Source organism: Flagellimonas eckloniae, from assembly GCF_001413955.1.
In the GTDB taxonomy this organism is placed as follows: Bacteria; Bacteroidota; Bacteroidia; order Flavobacteriales; family Flavobacteriaceae; genus Flagellimonas; species Flagellimonas eckloniae.
This window is the reverse complement of the sequence record NZ_LCTZ01000002.1, coordinates 1,655,291-1,670,762: the sequence shown is the minus strand read 5'-3', so window position 1 is coordinate 1,670,762 and position 15,472 is coordinate 1,655,291. Positions and strand designations below refer to the sequence as shown.

Below are 15,472 nucleotides of genomic sequence, written 5' to 3'. Positions count from 1 at the left end.
TTAGAGTAAAGGGGGAAGGTTTAATGCCTTTTGAAGAAAATTTTGGACTAAGATTGAGGTTTGAAAAATAAATGGAGACTGCTATTTCACCACAACAGTATCGGGAACAAGACCAGTGTAATCTCCCCCGTTTCTAATCACATCCCTAACAATGGAAGAGCTGATATACGATTTTCCGGAAGAAGTCAATAAAAAGACCGTTTCAATTTCAGAAAGTTTTCTGTTTGTGTGGGCAATGGCTTTTTCAAATTCAAAATCTGCAGGATTTCTTAAACCTCGCAATATAAAATTGGCATCAATTTTTTTGCAAAAATCCACAGTCATACCTTCATAAGTAACCACTTTTATTTTGGGCTCGTCCATAAAGGCTTCTTCAATGAACTTGGTGCGCTCTTCCAAGGAGAACATGTATTTTTTTTCCGCATTTATCCCAATAGCAATAAATAATTCATCAAATAGGTTTATTCCTCTTTTGATAACATCAAAGTGGCCTAAGGTAAGCGGATCAAATGAACCTGGAAAAATAGCACGTCTCATGGTTGGAAAGTTTGTTTAAAAATACTGATTTTCTATCGCAATGCCTCTTCAACAGCGCTTCCAAATAGTTGTTCCAACGATATTCCAGCTGCATTTGCTTGTTGCGGTAAGATGCTCTCCTCTGTAAGTCCCGGAGTTGTGTTTACTTCAAGAAGATGTGGGTCATTGCCAATGAAAATGAACTCACTGCGCGTATACCCCTTTAAACCAAGTGTTTTATAAATGTATTTTGCCCACTTAGTTACATTCTCTTCTTGGATTTTGGAAATTCTAGCAGGGGTTATTTCTTGGGACTTTCCTAGATATTTTGCCTCATAATCAAAAAAATCATTTTCTGTAACTATTTCTGTAATCGGAAGCACTGTTATTTCATTATTGTAAGTAATGACACCGACAGAAACTTCGGTTCCGTCTAAAAATGATTCTATAATTACCTCGCTATCTTCAGAAAAAGCATTCGCTATAGCATCACTTAAATCCTCTCTTTTGTGAACTTTTGAAATTCCATAACTGCTACCGGCCCTATTTGCTTTTACAAAACAGGGGAGTCCCACTTTGTCCAGAATGGCAGCTTCATCAATAGTTTCACCTAAATTTAAATGAAACGATGTAGCACATTGTACGCCATAGGGCTTAAGCGTACTCAACAAATCCCTTTTGTTAAAAGTAAGGGCGGCCTGATAATGGTTGCAAGAAGTCTGTGGTATATTCAACAATTCAAAATAGGCCTGAAGCAACCCATCCTCACCTGGAGTGCCATGAATGGCATTAAAAACACAATCAAAACTAATCTTTCCATCAGGTAAAACAGCACTAAAGTCAGCCTTGTCAATTGGAAATTCCTCATTGTCATCATCAAGGTAAATCCATTTCTCGGTTGAAATTATGATACGATACGCATTATATTTAGTTTTATCCAAGTATTGATAAACCACATTACCGCTTTTTATCGAAATTTCACGCTCACTGGAATAGCCACCCATAATGATGGCGATGTTTTTTTTCATCGGGTCATCGAATATCACTTTGTCAAAGTAAAGAAAAAAGGACTGTCTTTCCTATATTTGTTCAGATAAGGCGTATTACATGAAACATTTTTTGAGCTTTCTAAAAAGTAAGGTTTTTTTGATTCAATTGGGTCTGGCCCTTGTGGCGGTCGTAGTGCTGTGTTTTTTAACGCTTCAATGGTTAAAGAAAACCACAAATCATGGTGAGTTTGTTGAAGTCCCTGATTTTTCAAAGATGTCCGTGATGGAAATGAGAGAGACAGTAGAAAATGCAGGATTGCGTTATCAAGTGTTGGATTCTTCAAACTATAACCCAGAATACCCGCGTTTTTCAATCTTGGAGCAAGATCCGGCGGCGGGAAATAAAGTAAAGGCAAATCGTAAGATTTATTTCACTGTTAACCCTTCTGGTTACAAAAAAGTGACGGTACCGAATATTATCCAAGTTACCCAACGAAACGCAACATCTATGTTACGGGCCGTGGGGTTGGATGTACAGCGTGTAACCTATATTGACGAGTTGGGAAAGAATATGGTTTACAGAATGAAATACAAGGGGAAGTTTTTAAAACCTGGAGATAAGCTACCCAAAACTTCAAAAATAGAATTAGTGTGTGGTAATGGTACTATTCCGGGAAGCGCACGTATACAGGCAGAATCCAATTAAATATGGATGCTTCCGAGAACTCCGATCTTTCACAAGAAGAACTTTTTGAACATCATAAATTTATTGCTTCCAAAGGACAGGAACCTTTGAGGGTTGATAAGTTTTTGATGAATTTTATTGAAAATGCGACCAGAAATAAAATTCAACAAGCTGCCAAACAAGGAAATATTTGGGTCAACGAGCTTGTAGTAAAACAAAATTACAAAGTAAAGGCTGGTGATGAGGTCAAAGTAATGTTTGAGCATCCACCGTATGAGTTTTTATTGACCCCTGAGAATATTCCATTGGACATTGTTTATGAAGACGACACACTTTTGGTGGTTAACAAACCAGCTGGAATGGTAGTGCACCCGGGACATGGAAATTATTCCGGCACATTGATCAATGCATTGGTACACCATTTTGACAATTTGCCCAACAATAGTTCAGAACGCCCTGGACTGGTGCACAGGATAGATAAGGATACATCTGGACTCCTTGTTATTGCAAAGACGGAAAAAGCGATGACGCATTTGGCAAAACAATTTTTTGACAAGAGCAGTGAGCGTGAATATTTGGCCTTGGTCTGGGGAAATGTGGCGGAGGATAAAGGAACCGTTGAAGGACATATTGCCCGAAACCCAAAGAATCGATTGCAAATGGTGGTTTTTCCAGAAGCAGATCAAGGTAAGGAAGCGGTTACTCATTATAAAGTTATTGAACGATTGGGTTATATCACTTTGGTGTCCTGCAAATTGGAAACGGGAAGAACACATCAAATCCGTGTGCATATGAAGTATATAGGACATACTTTGTTTAATGACGAGCGATATGGTGGAGACAAGATTTTAAAAGGAACCACTTTTACCAAATACAAGCAGTTTGTGGAAAATGCCTTTAAAATATTACCTAGACAGGCACTACATGCCAAAACCTTAGGTTTTGAACATCCGGAAACAGGAGAGTTTATGCGGTTTGATTCCGAAGTGCCGGAAGATATGGCAAACTGTATTGAAAAATGGCGAAACTATGCCAAGCACAGCGAACAATAGTTTTTTTCAATTTCAAGATTGAAAACACCGTTGCCAATAATGTGTAAAAGTCAGTTTTCATCTTTATTTTTACTTAAAATTGAACAAAATGAAAATTGTTATTTCTCCTGCCAAATCACTTGATTTTGAAACGGAATTACCAACATCAAGATATAGTCAGCCACGATTTTTGGAGCAATCTGAAAAGTTGAATGGTATTTTGGTAAAGAAAAAGCCAAAGGCATTGTCCAAGCTAATGTCTATATCTGATAATTTGGCAGAGCTTAATTGGCAAAGAAACCAGCAATTTTCAACACCTTTTACTCCGGAAAACTCAAGACCCGCCGTATTTTCATTTAATGGGGATGTATACCAGGGTTTGGATGCATACACGATTCCTGAAAACAAGTTAGATCTACTCCAAGATACGCTTCGCATCTTATCCGGTCTTTATGGAATTTTGAAACCATTGGATTTGATTCAACCGTATCGTTTGGAAATGGGAACCCAATTAAAGGTGGCCCGTAAAAAGAATCTTTATGAGTTTTGGAAAAAACAATTGACCGCTCATTTGAACGAAGAGTTGGAAGAGGGTGAACTATTCATCAATTTGGCTAGCAATGAATATTTTGGAGCCATTGATGAGAAGCAATTAAGAGTACCTACCATAACTCCAATTTTTAAGGATTGGAAGAACGACAAACTAAAGGTTATCAGCTTTTTTGCAAAAAAAGCAAGGGGATCAATGGTTCGATATATTTTGGACACTGATGCAAAAACCATCGAAGACATTAAAGGTTTCAATTATGATGGCTATGTATTCAGTGCGGAACACACATTGAGGGAAGACCAGCCTGTTTTTATACGCTAGGCAATCACCAATTTGGTAGGGTATTCTCAAATAAAGACCTCACTAGGTGTTAAGTTTGTGGGTTTCTTTTTCCAAACTTGTTATGTAGCTAAATTTACCTTCTAAATTTGGGTTTTATCACGATCTTTGAATTCATTTAAATACTAACGAAATAATACCGATTATCCATGCAGCAATCCAAACGTTTAGAAGAATTTAAAAAATCGGTTACCAATAAATTCAACATTTATAACAGTTTGTTCATGAACCTCCCGTATAGGAACATTGAAAATGTTGGAATGTTGATACCGCTTTTATTGGATCAATGCGAGAAAGGACTAAAAGAAGGTAAAACTCCACAAGAAATTCTAGAAACCTTCTTTTCAAATTTTGTAGATATTAAAGATGAACGTGAACGATTAGACTTCATGTTTAAGATAATACAATATGTTGAACGTCAGGTGGTTTTGTATGATAGTGTTGAGGATTCTGCCTTTTCTAAATTACAGCAATACAGCAATTCACTTTCCATAAAAGACTATTTCAAGCTTGTGGATAAGAACAAGAATTGGGATAAAATAGCGAAACAATTATCAACTTTTAGTGCAAGAATTGTGCTTACGGCACACCCTACACAATTTTATACACCCGCAGTATTGGATATTATTTCCAACATGCAATCATTGATCGATGAGAACGAGGTCAATAAAATTGATGTTACCCTACAGCAGTTAGGATTGACATCGTTGATAAATGCCAAAAAGCCTACTCCTTTGGATGAGGCAAAGAATATCATTTATATTTTACGACATACTTATTATGATGCAATCGGGGAATTGTTTCAGTACGTAAAACGCAATGTAAGCGCTGAGGATTTTTGCAACTACAATATTCTAAAGCTGGGTTTTTGGCCCGGAGGAGACCGGGATGGAAACCCTTTTGTTACAGCCAAAATTACCGGACAGGTTGCAGATGAACTTCGTCTCAACCTTATGAAATGTTATTACAATGAGCTTAAATCATTGCGTAAAAAATTAACATTCAAGAATCTGCAAGGTGACTTGAACGCGCTGAGTGGAGAACTCTACAAAGCAATGTTCAATGCAAAGATTATTGTAGGCTATCCAGAAATTATTGATAAGCTAAGTGAGATCCGTAACATATTAGTAAATGAATACCACGGATTGCATTTGGATGATTTGGATCACTTTATCAATAAAGTTCACATTTTTAAGACCCACTTTGCTACTCTCGATGTTAGACAGGATCACAGCAAACATAAATTGGTGGTTGAAACCATTTTAAAACAGCAGGGGGCAATAAAGGAAACCATTGATGAACTAGATGATAAAAAGCTACAAAAATGGTTGTTGGATAAAGACTTGCAACTAAATCCAGCTGATTTTGAAGAGGAAATTGTAAAAGATACAATTACCAATATTCAACAATTAAAAGAAATTCAGGCCAAGAATGGTGAGGAGGGCTGCAACAGATACATCATTAGTAATTCTGAGGATATCTATTCCGTTCTTTTTGTTTTTGGGCTATTTAGATGGTGTGGTTGGAATGTGTATGATATTACTTTTGATATTATCCCCTTGTTTGAGACCATGAAAGGGATGGAAGCCGCTGAAGAAGTTATGCAAACCTTGTTTGATACCGCTTTATATCGTAAGCATTTAGAGCGAAGAAAGGACATTCACACCATAATGCTTGGCTTTTCAGATGGGACCAAGGATGGTGGCTATTTAAAAGCAAATTGGTCTATCTTAAAAACAAAGGAAACTTTAAGTAAGGTGTGTAAGAAAAACGGAATCAAAGCTATATTTTTTGATGGTAGGGGAGGACCTCCGGCAAGAGGAGGAGGAAAGACCCATCGTTTTTATGCCGCTCAGACCAAAGATGTGGCCAATCACGAAATTCAGATGACCATTCAAGGTCAGACCATTACCAGTACCTATGGAACCAAGGAACAGTTTATTCACAATTCTGAACAGTTGCTTACCGCCGGGCTTAGCAACAACCTGTTTGGAAAGGAGCATGTAATCTCAACAGGACAGCGAAAACTGATAGAAGAACTTTCGGAATTAAGCTTTAATAAATACGATGCGCTAAAACAGCACGAAAAGTTCATACCCTATTTGGAGCACCGCAGTACTTTAAAATATTATACAAAGGCCAATATTGGTAGTAGGCCCGGAAAACGTGGAAACAAAAAACAATTGGAACTTTCAGATTTGCGTGCTATTTCTTTCGTGGGTTCTTGGAGCCAGTTAAAACAGAATGTGCCGGGCTATTTTGGTATGGGTTCTGCCATGCAAAAACTAAAAGATGAAGGTCGGTTGAATGAGGTTAAAAAACTATACAAAGAAGTGCCATTCTTCAAGGCTTTAATGCTAAATAGTATGATGTCTTTGGCAAAAACCAATTTTGATTTGACCAGCTATATGAAAGATGATCCTGAGTTTGGGGAGTTTTGGAATATACTTCATGAGGAGTACCAACTGTCCAAAAAAATGCTTTTGCAGATTTCTGGACTCAAAATTTTAATGGAAGACGAAGCTGTATCTCGAGAATCCGTAAAGATTCGGGAAAAAATCGTTCTGCCCTTATTGGTCATTCAGCAAAATGCTTTGTATCATATTACGCAAAATTCGGAATACAAAGAATTGTATGAAAAGATAGTTACAAGGTCATTGTATGGGAATATTAATGCGAGTCGAAATTCGGCATAGAGATTCTTACCCAATCTTAGGTGCATGGTAATATTTAAAATAAGCATTGAAGAAATGCGTTTGAATGATGTTGGTGAAGAGAATGGTTTTAAAACATTAACATCATCTTCCACATATGTTATTGACTATATTTAATCTTTATGAAGAAAGTACTTTTCTTTTTTTGTCTTTGTTTTGCTTTGCTTCAGGTTTCATGCTCTAATGGAGATTCTGTCCCGCCTGAGGAGGAACAGGAGGTTGAAGTGGGAACACTTGAAGTTGTCACAATTTTCGAAGGCGGAGAATTAGTTTCGGATATTTTCATTTCAACCATCCCAGAAACCGAAGAAATAATTACCAATGATTTGGGAAAAGCTATTTTTGATAATATCGAGATTGGCACATATCAAATTATAGTGGAACCTTCTTTTTTGGATGAAGGTATCATGGTTTCTGCTGAGGTAAATGATGGCCAAACTACAATGGTTGAGGTCGTAGTTGGTCCTACTCCAATTTCAATGGACCCCTTGGATATTGATGTTTTATTGTCTGCTACCTATGAAAGTTTAAAGGGAAATTTTCTATTTGATGCTACTGGATATTCACATTATTGGGGAGATATTGGAATGGAGACCATATTTTTGAATCAAAATTCATTGGGTATATATGGGGAGTTGGATAGTTATGATTTTAGTCCTGCGAATTCCGTAATTACTGATGTTTGGGCTGAACATTACAAGATTATTAGACTAACAAATTTGGGGTTGGACAGTATATATGAAAATGATTTTGTGACAGACAACAACACTGATCCCTTGACTGCCGAAGCTGAATTCCGTTTTTTAAGGGCACTTTTATATTTTAATTTGGTAAAACTCTATGGAAATCCAATGTTGGTCACCACTGCTAAAATAGATTTCGATGCCCCACTAATTTATGAGCAAGGTAGGGCTCCGGTATATGAACAAATAGTGGAGGATCTTAAATTTGCCCAGGAGAACTTGGTTTCTAGTTCGCCAAACAATAGGGCTTCGAATGAGATTGCTACAGCTCTGTTGGGAAAGGTATATATAACAATGGCAGGTTTTCCTTTAATGGATTCTGATAAGTATGTTTTGGCCTTGCAGGAACTAGAAAAGGTAGTGGCAAGTTTTACTTTGGAAGAGGATTATACTCAAGTTTTTGACCTAGAAAACGAGATTACAAATTCTGAAGTGATTTTTAGCATCGATTTTGACAATTCAGGAAATTATGGGGTACCCTGGGGCCCCAAAGGGATATCTTTAAATGACCGATTTTTACTGTCTTCTGGTTTTGTAGGTGAATTTTTTAACAATTCAGAAATCCCTTCGGAACCGGTTGCCTTTCCAATAAGTACTGCGGATTCTAGGTTTTATCAAAACATAGCTACTTTTTCATATCAGAATGGTGTGATAACCGATGAAAATCTTCTTGCAAATTGGAGACCGTTCAAATTTGTGAAAAATCCTACTGTACCAAGTGTTATCAATGAGGAATCTTTTGATTATCCATATTTGAGATTGGCTGATATCTATCTTTTGATTGCTGAAGCAGAGAATGCCATAAATGGACCGACTAATAAAGCTTATGACGCCCTGAACTTGGTCAGAAGGAGGGCATTTGGCGATTTGAATCATGATTTGCAACCCGGATTGAGTCAAAATGAATTTTTTAATGCTATTATAAAGGAAAGAAAACTAGAACTTTGTTTTGAGGGTCAATTAAAGGATGATTTGATACGAATGCAAGCCTTGGAAGTTGAAATTTCGAACTTCAATGAATTACATCCAGATCGCGTCAAGGATTTTCAGTTGCATGAATATATATGGCCAATTCCGCAAACGGAAATTTTACTGAGTCCAAATACTGTACAGAACCCAGGATATTGAGTAATATTGTTTTGAGTGACTTGCCTTTTCTTCATGTGCATCCCTACAAACCCTTTCTTTTTTCTGAGGCAACAAAACTAATTGTGGGAACCTTGCCACCACCTAGATTTACTACAGGGGATTTAAAAGAAGGCGATGTAAACTTTTGCTATGGGAGTAGGGATGGACAATTATGGCGAATTTTGGACCAGATTTTTGATTTGGACCTTGTGTTTGAAACTACATCTGAAGCAATCGAACAACGTAAAAAGTTCTTGATTCAAAGAAGAATAGGAATCTGTGATATTGTAGCTAGTGCGGAACGGGATAAAATTGATGCTTCCGATCTTGGAATGCAGAATGTAAAACTCAGAAATCTGATTGGGTACCTAAAGAAGTATCCAAATTTAGATACGATCTTGTTCACGGGTGGAAACAGTAAAAACGGTCCTGAGTATTTTTTTAGAAGGCAATTGAAGGAACATGCATTACAACTGGAAGTGGTTTCTGGTGAGGTGCCTAGAATACATAAGATTCAAATAAATAATCGTACGGTGCAAACAGTCTCCTTAACGGCACCTTCGGGAGCCGCTAACAGGGCAATTGGCAGCTTGCAGACCTATAAAGACCTTAAAAACAAGAACCCTAAATTCAGCACTTTCGATTTTAGGGTACTACAGTATCGTGAGTTTTTCTAATTAAGATTAAAATTGGAAAGCAATTCAGAAAATGTAAAGGTTTTGGGTTGTTTTACTTCTTTACGTTTAATTTGTTGGATTATTTTTCCCACTGCAATATCAAATCTCTTTTTGGGCATAGGTTTCATCAAAAAATCATTGATTCCATAATCAAATGCTCTTTCAGCAAAATTTTCCCAAGTTGAATTCAATACAATCGCAGCGTTGATTTCTATGCTGTCCAATAGCTCAAATGCAGTTACATCTTCCATTAATACATCAAGGAAAACAACGTCAACTTTTTGATCATAAACTGCCTTTATGGCTTGATAAGGGTTTGCGTAGGAGCCAACTAATTCAAGATTTGGGTGGTTCTTGACCAAAGTAGAGGTTGCCAATCTTTGTATGGAAGAATCATCTATTACAATTGTCTTGTATCTCATAATAAGTAGGTTAAATATTTACATCAAAGTTATATTTACCTACATGCTTTCAAACCAAAATAGGGATATATGACAGCTTTACTTCGATGAAGTTAGGATTTAGTTGATTTTACCCAAAAACAAGATTTTGCTTATCGATGTTAATTGTAGTTTGTGGATGAAACGAATTTATTCTAGTTCTAATAAGAATGTAAGAATTGAACAACTATAAATAAGGGTTGATACAGGTCTTCTACAAATTGAACCGCAGGCCTATGGACAAATCAAATCTTCCTAGCCCACCTCCTTCATTTCTAGCAATGTCAATAGACCTTTGTGAAGTGCCATTATCTGTCTCTAGCTTGCTTAATTGACCAAAAAATGTTGATAATTGAAAACCTAACGAAAGGTTATCAGCTATACCTATGTCATATCCTATATCGGAAGCAAAACCTAATGTATTTCCTTTTAGTTTTATGGCATCTTCATATATTGCATTATTAGAATATGTCATATAACCGATAGAAGTATTAAAGAAAAAAGCATTTAGCTTTGCTTTATTGTAAAGCCTTGCAGAAAGTAAAGCTCCAATAAAAGATATACTTATATCATCTTTCAATAGCCTGTTAACTGGACCATTATTTATAGCTTCGAAAAACACCACATTTGTAAAATCTGTAGAGGTCCTGAATTGTTGGTACTTAACTCCAACACCAAAAGACTCTGCGAAATAATAAGTGAAATCTCCACCAAAATGATATCCAGGCCTCAACTTTTCTAAATATTCTCTTAATTCTTGAGACCCTTCATCATTTATTTTCCCTATTTGATAACTATAGCCTCCTTGAAGTGAAATTCTAACTTTCGAATATTCAATATATCCAGGTATTTTCTCTTTTGGAATACGATTCTCTTCATCAAAATTATATTCATATGAAACTATTTCTGTTAATGGAATTAAAGTGCTTTGGTATTGTTGATTGTTTTTAAAAACAAAATATATATTATTCTTTTTAAGCTTTGTGATTTTGCATTGAATGGAATCATTGGATTTTGAGATAATCAAGTCTTGAGACCGCATTAGTTGTCCAAAACATATTATAAATATGAGGTAGAAGAATAATTTATTCATTTATGTCTTTTAAATTTTTAAGATTATTGCATCTAACCTATGACAAGTACTCCAGAAATTGGGTTTCTTGTGTTTAGTGATTTTAATAGCGTTTCCTCCTAGTCTTCGTGCTTCTAGTTTTGCCTGATCCAAAACAATTTCATAATTACATTTTATGCTGAATCCAGTATCTCTAATTTTAATAGTTCCAACGTGCTCAGCATTATTTGGTTTTTCTTGATTTAATTCGAATACTTCAACTTTTTCATCATATCTCAAAGCTTGATAATCTTTATTAACAATCGATGAAATCTTAGGGCTACAGGAACAAAAAAAGAGAATTAGAGAGAGGCAGGTTAAATAAACTTTCTTCACTTTATATTAGTATTGATTATTGAATAAAATGTTTTAATACCATATGCCAGTTGCCCAACCTTAAGATTTTCATTGGGACTGTGTTGGTTGTTATCCGGGTTTACCATGGGAACAATAAAAGCCGGAACCTTTAATTCATTGATGAAGGGTGCAATGGGAACCGTGCCCCCCATAATTCGAATTTGTACAACATCCGTGTCAAAAGCGGTTTGTAGTGTCTCAACCAAAAATTTTCCATAGGGATTGTCTGAATTGGTTCTAAACGCATCGGTAACCCCACTCTCCATAACAGTAACAATTTTGTCATAGTTCAGTCTTTCTTCTTTAGAAGGTATATGGTCAATAACATGGTATCCTTGCTTAGAGATATGGGTTTTGACCAGGTTTTTCAATCGTGTGCCATCAGTTTCAGGTACCAATCGTAAATCCAGTTCTGCTGTTGCGCTTTCCGGTACAATGGTTCTTTTTTTGGCACCAATCCAACCAGATCCCAATCCTCTTATGTTTAAAGAAGGGTACTGCAAAGCTTCTTGATAAAATGCACCTACTTTTTCTGGAGATTTGAATTGAAGTTTTTCGGCAATAGCAGAATCATCATCTAGCACACTTTTTAAAACTTCTTGCACAGTATCATCCAAAGAAATACCATCATAGTATCCCTCAATAACCACACGCCCCTCAGAATCTTTCATGCTAGCCAATAGTTGAGAAAGTTGAAAACCTGGGTTTGGGGCATAATTACCATAATGACCACTATGTTGGGGTTTAATTGGGCCATAGGTTGTCAAGGTCATAGAAGTAATCCCACGGCAACCATAAACAACCGTTGGGTTGGCAGAAACATGTACTGGACCATCAGCAATCACCAAAAAATCAGCTTCCAATAATTCTCGATATTGTTTTACAGCCTGTGGAAGCGGTTTGCTGCCTTTTTCTTCTTCTCCATCCAAAATAACCTTGATGTTGAAAGGAATCTCTTGGTTATCTTTTTTAAGCAAATCAATTGCGGTCAAAAACATTACAATTGGACCCTTGTCATCAGAGGTGGAACGGCCAAACAATCTGTAGTTGTAATCTATATCTACGTCCAAAGTATCAAAAGGAATGGTCTCAAAACCATCATCAACAGGTTTTTTTAAAACAGTTTTGTAGGGATTGGGTTGATTCCATTTTGAAGGATCTACGGATTGGCCATCAAAATGCATATAAATGAGCATGGTAGGTTTATCATCAACCATGGGCAGTGCGGCAAAAAATAGCGGCAGGTTCTCCGTTTCCAATTCAGTGGTATTAAACCCTCGCTCTCCAAATTTCTTTTTCAGCCAAAGAATGTTATCATCAATAGCATCAGCATTCAAAGCATCATTGGGAATGGAAACAAAGTCTCTCAGTTCATTTATTGCATCGGAAACCTTGGATTTTAGAGCAGTTGAATCTTGGGAAAAAACTGAAAAACAGGTGGTTAAAGCAAAAATAAATATAAGTCTTTTGATTGTGAACATTGAATTGATTTTGAGTTCAATTTAGCGAATTCCCCTTACAAACCCTTCAATTTTTTCAACTCCATTTTGAGTCAAATGCTTTATAAAAGCAGAGCCAATAATAGCACCTTTCGTTTTCTGGGTGGCTTGCTTAAAGGTATCAGAATTGCTGATGCCAAAGCCAACAATTTGAGGGTTTTGTAGGTTCATACTCTTTATTCTATCAAAATAGGCCTCTGTTTCTTCTCCAAAACCTGCTTTTGCGCCTGTGGTACTGGCAGAACTTACCATATAGATGAAACCGTCAGAAGCTGCATCAATTTCACGAATACGAGCTTCACTTGTTTGGGGTGTTATCAAAAAAACATTGATGAGGCCATATTTTCTAAAAATAGCCTCGTAGTCTTTCTGAAAGACATCTAAGGGTAAATCGGGCAGAATAATCCCGTCAATGCCAATTTCTTGACATCGCTTACAAAAAGCTTCCACCCCGTATTGCAAAACAGGATTAAAATAACCCATCATGATCAGTGGAATGGACACGGTTTTTCTAATATCTCCAAGCTGCTCAAACAGCAATTCCGTATGCATACCATTTTTTAAAGCAGCTGTTGAACTTTCCTGTATGGTTGGTCCATCTGCCAATGGATCACTAAAAGGCAATCCTATCTCAATCATATCAACACCTTGCTTTTCAAGGTCTTGAATTATTCCGGCAGTGTCATTTAAGTTGGGATAACCAGCCGTAAAGTAAATGGAGAGGAGTTTTTTGTCCTCTTTTAGTTTTTGGTTGATTCTATTCATAGCTTGAAATAGTCAATATAGTTTTGTAAATCTTTATCGCCCCTTCCAGAAAGGTTAATGACCACAATATCTGATGGGTTGAATCTTTTATGTTCTAAAATGGCAAATGCATGTGATGATTCTATGGCGGGAATAATACCTTCCAGTTTGCTTAATGCCAATCCTGCCATCATGGCCTCGTCATCCGTAATCGAGATAAATTCTGCCCTCCCTGATTGGAACAAATGGGCATGCATTGGTCCAACACCCGGGTAGTCCAGTCCTGCCGAGATGGAATAGGGTTCTGTGATTTGACCATCATTGGTCTGCATTAACAGCGTTTTACTACCGTGAATAACCCCTACTTTTCCCAAAGCTGAGGTTGCTGCACTTTCACCCGTATCGATACCTTTTCCCGCAGCTTCTACCGCAATTATTCCAACGTCGGGTATATCCAAATAGTGATAAAAAGCTCCGGCAGCGTTACTGCCTCCACCTACACATGCAACTACGTAATCTGGATTTTCACGATTTTCTTTTTCCGACAATTGCGTTTTGATTTCTTCCGAAATCACGGATTGGAACCTGGCAACCATATCCGGATATGGATGAGGTCCAACCACGGAACCAATGATATAATGTGTATCCACTGGATTGTTGATCCAATCACGGATGGCCTCATTTGTGGCATCCTTTAAGGTTCTACTTCCGGATAATGCCGGGCGTACCTCTGCACCTAACATTTTCATTCGGGCAACATTTGGGGCTTGACGTGCAATATCGATTTCACCCATATAGACCACACATTCAATTCCGGCCAAAGCACAAACGGTTGCCGTTGCAACCCCATGTTGTCCAGCACCTGTCTCCGCAATAATTCTGTTTTTGCCCAGTTTTTTTGCCATAAGAATTTGCCCAATCGTATTATTGACCTTGTGGGCACCGGTATGGCATAAATCTTCTCGTTTTAGATAGATTTTAGTTTGATATTTTTCTGATAATCTTTCCGCAAAATAGAGTGGGGTTGGACGCCCAACATAGTCTTTAAGTAATTGATCGAACTCTTCTTTAAAGGAAGATTCTTCCATTATGCGGATGTAATTTTGACGGAGCTCTTCCGTATTTGGATAAAGCATTTCTGGAATGAAAGCGCCTCCAAATTCTCCGTAATATCCTTTTTCATTAACGTGATAACTCATTAGTTGTCAGTATTTGGTTCAAAGTTGCTGGTGAGCAACCTCTTAAATTCTTTTAACTCTTCACTGTTTTTTAACCCAGGTTGTATTTCAAATCGACTATTCACATCTATGGCATGGCATTTTTTTGATGCTGGACTTTTCAAAAATGCTTGAAGTTCGGAAGCCGTTTCCAATCCGATTCCACCACTCAGGAAAAATGGTTTTGTTGACGGGTAGTTATTCAACACAGACCAATCAAAAGTATATCCATTGCCACCAGGAAGCTTCCCTTTGGTGTCAAACAGATAAAAGTCACATACCTCCTCATAATCTTTCAAAATCGAAAAGTCAAAATTGTCCTTGATGGAAAATACTTTGATGATTTCCAATTTGTCATTCCGAAATGAGTCCTGCGATTGAGGAATCTCATGAGATTTCTCACTTTTGTTCGAAATGACATTGAATCTATTTTTTAATTCATTGCAAAATTCCGGACTTTCCTTTCCATGCAACTGCACCCCGTCTAGATTATACGTTTCAACTTTTTGAAGGACATCGTCAATCGAGGCATCTACAAAGACACCTATTTTTTTTATAGATTTTGGCAAATCCGGCATAGCACCATCAAAATAGCGTGTGGAAGGTTCCCAAAAAATAAAGCCCAAGTAATCTGGCAGCAATTGAGCAACCTCAATAGGGTTATGGTTCATTCCACAGACTTTTAGTTTCATATCGCTTGTTTTGTCATTTCGACCGAATGGGAGAAATCTA

General features: G+C 37.1%; 15 protein-coding genes. 6 read left to right on the top strand and 9 right to left on the bottom strand.

All coding sequences use genetic code 11. From position 1 onward, the window contains the following. Nucleotides 1-81: 81 nt before the first annotated feature. Complete coding sequence (gene coaD, locus AAY42_RS07160; protein ID WP_055393711.1) at nt 82-537, bottom strand: pantetheine-phosphate adenylyltransferase; 456 nt, start codon at nt 535-537, stop codon at nt 82-84. 32 nt (nt 538-569) lie between these two features. After that, nucleotides 570-1,544, bottom strand: a complete 975-nt coding sequence (locus AAY42_RS07155) for a D-alanine--D-alanine ligase (protein ID WP_055393709.1) — start codon at nt 1,542-1,544, stop codon at nt 570-572. Between the two features lie 79 nt (nt 1,545-1,623). Here AAY42_RS07155 and AAY42_RS07150 point away from each other — a divergent pair, with 79 nt between their 5' ends. The 6 genes from AAY42_RS07150 to AAY42_RS07125 all read left to right on the top strand — a co-directional run bounded on the left by AAY42_RS07150 (nt 1,624) and on the right by AAY42_RS07125 (nt 9,372). After that, nucleotides 1,624-2,211: a PASTA domain-containing protein gene (locus AAY42_RS07150; RefSeq protein ID WP_055393707.1), complete on the top strand. Its 588-nt coding sequence runs from the start codon at nt 1,624-1,626 to the stop codon at nt 2,209-2,211. A 2-nt stretch (nt 2,212-2,213) separates the two neighbouring features. Continuing rightward, nucleotides 2,214-3,242, top strand: a complete 1,029-nt coding sequence (locus tag AAY42_RS07145; RefSeq protein WP_055393705.1) for an RluA family pseudouridine synthase — start codon at nt 2,214-2,216, stop codon at nt 3,240-3,242. 88 nt (nt 3,243-3,330) lie between these two features. Next, a complete protein-coding gene (gene yaaA / locus AAY42_RS07140) occupies nt 3,331-4,092 on the top strand; it encodes a peroxide stress protein YaaA (RefSeq protein WP_055393702.1) in 762 nt (253 codons plus the stop codon). 167 nt (nt 4,093-4,259) lie between these two features. Then, nucleotides 4,260-6,806, top strand: coding sequence for a phosphoenolpyruvate carboxylase (locus tag AAY42_RS07135; RefSeq protein ID WP_055393701.1), 2,547 nt, complete (start codon nt 4,260-4,262; stop codon nt 6,804-6,806). 140 nt (nt 6,807-6,946) lie between these two features. Then, entirely contained in the window at nt 6,947-8,695 is a 1,749-nt protein-coding gene (locus AAY42_RS07130) for a RagB/SusD family nutrient uptake outer membrane protein (protein ID WP_055393699.1), read from the top strand. Then, entirely contained in the window at nt 8,692-9,372 is a 681-nt protein-coding gene (locus tag AAY42_RS07125; RefSeq protein WP_417935076.1) for a uracil-DNA glycosylase family protein, read from the top strand. The genes AAY42_RS07130 and AAY42_RS07125 overlap by 4 nt, the downstream gene beginning before the upstream one ends. On the opposite strand, the gene AAY42_RS07120 is transcribed toward AAY42_RS07125, so the two are convergent. From AAY42_RS07120 to AAY42_RS07090, 7 genes are all read right to left on the bottom strand, one after another. Further along, entirely contained in the window at nt 9,369-9,794 is a 426-nt protein-coding gene (locus AAY42_RS07120) for a LytR/AlgR family response regulator transcription factor (RefSeq protein WP_055393697.1), read from the bottom strand. The genes AAY42_RS07125 and AAY42_RS07120 overlap by 4 nt on opposite strands. 232 nt (nt 9,795-10,026) lie before the next feature. Next, complete coding sequence (locus AAY42_RS07115) at nt 10,027-10,905, bottom strand: hypothetical protein (protein ID WP_139063680.1); 879 nt, start codon at nt 10,903-10,905, stop codon at nt 10,027-10,029. A 9-nt stretch (nt 10,906-10,914) separates the two neighbouring features. Beyond that, entirely contained in the window at nt 10,915-11,163 is a 249-nt protein-coding gene (locus AAY42_RS07110; protein ID WP_139063678.1) for a hypothetical protein, read from the bottom strand. 92 nt (nt 11,164-11,255) lie between these two features. Then, complete coding sequence (locus AAY42_RS07105; RefSeq protein WP_055393691.1) at nt 11,256-12,761, bottom strand: M20/M25/M40 family metallo-hydrolase; 1,506 nt, start codon at nt 12,759-12,761, stop codon at nt 11,256-11,258. Nucleotides 12,762-12,782: 21 nt separating this feature from the next. Next, nucleotides 12,783-13,544: a tryptophan synthase subunit alpha gene (gene trpA, locus AAY42_RS07100; RefSeq protein ID WP_055393689.1), complete on the bottom strand. Its 762-nt coding sequence runs from the start codon at nt 13,542-13,544 to the stop codon at nt 12,783-12,785. Further along, the gene (trpB, locus tag AAY42_RS07095; protein WP_055393687.1) at nt 13,541-14,722 is read right to left on the bottom strand and encodes a tryptophan synthase subunit beta; all 1,182 of its coding nucleotides are present in this window, start codon (nt 14,720-14,722) and stop codon (nt 13,541-13,543) included. The genes trpA and trpB overlap by 4 nt, the downstream gene beginning before the upstream one ends. Next, nucleotides 14,722-15,432, bottom strand: coding sequence for a phosphoribosylanthranilate isomerase (locus AAY42_RS07090; protein ID WP_055393685.1), 711 nt, complete (start codon nt 15,430-15,432; stop codon nt 14,722-14,724). The genes trpB and AAY42_RS07090 overlap by 1 nt, the downstream gene beginning before the upstream one ends. Nucleotides 15,433-15,472: the final 40 nt, after the last annotated feature.

Bases quoted from the DNA above. Each gene is read 5' to 3' on its own strand.
- AAY42_RS07130 (WP_055393699.1), top strand. From the start codon at position 6,947: ATGAAGAAAGTACTTTTCTTTTTTTGTCTTTGTTTTGCTTTGCTTCAG.
- AAY42_RS07155 (WP_055393709.1), bottom strand. From the start codon at position 1,544: ATGAAAAAAAACATCGCCATCATTATGGGTGGCTATTCCAGTGAGCGT.
- coaD (WP_055393711.1), bottom strand. From the start codon at position 537: ATGAGACGTGCTATTTTTCCAGGTTCATTTGATCCGCTTACCTTAGGC.
- AAY42_RS07150 (WP_055393707.1), top strand. From the start codon at position 1,624: ATGAAACATTTTTTGAGCTTTCTAAAAAGTAAGGTTTTTTTGATTCAA.
- trpB (WP_055393687.1), bottom strand. From the start codon at position 14,722: ATGAGTTATCACGTTAATGAAAAAGGATATTACGGAGAATTTGGAGGC.
- AAY42_RS07115 (WP_139063680.1), bottom strand. From the start codon at position 10,905: ATGAATAAATTATTCTTCTACCTCATATTTATAATATGTTTTGGACAA.
- trpA (WP_055393689.1), bottom strand. From the start codon at position 13,544: ATGAATAGAATCAACCAAAAACTAAAAGAGGACAAAAAACTCCTCTCC.
- AAY42_RS07145 (WP_055393705.1), top strand. From the start codon at position 2,214: ATGGATGCTTCCGAGAACTCCGATCTTTCACAAGAAGAACTTTTTGAA.
- AAY42_RS07105 (WP_055393691.1), bottom strand. From the start codon at position 12,761: ATGTTCACAATCAAAAGACTTATATTTATTTTTGCTTTAACCACCTGT.
- AAY42_RS07090 (WP_055393685.1), bottom strand. From the start codon at position 15,432: ATGAAACTAAAAGTCTGTGGAATGAACCATAACCCTATTGAGGTTGCT.
- AAY42_RS07120 (WP_055393697.1), bottom strand. From the start codon at position 9,794: ATGAGATACAAGACAATTGTAATAGATGATTCTTCCATACAAAGATTG.
- yaaA (WP_055393702.1), top strand. From the start codon at position 3,331: ATGAAAATTGTTATTTCTCCTGCCAAATCACTTGATTTTGAAACGGAA.
- AAY42_RS07135 (WP_055393701.1), top strand. From the start codon at position 4,260: ATGCAGCAATCCAAACGTTTAGAAGAATTTAAAAAATCGGTTACCAAT.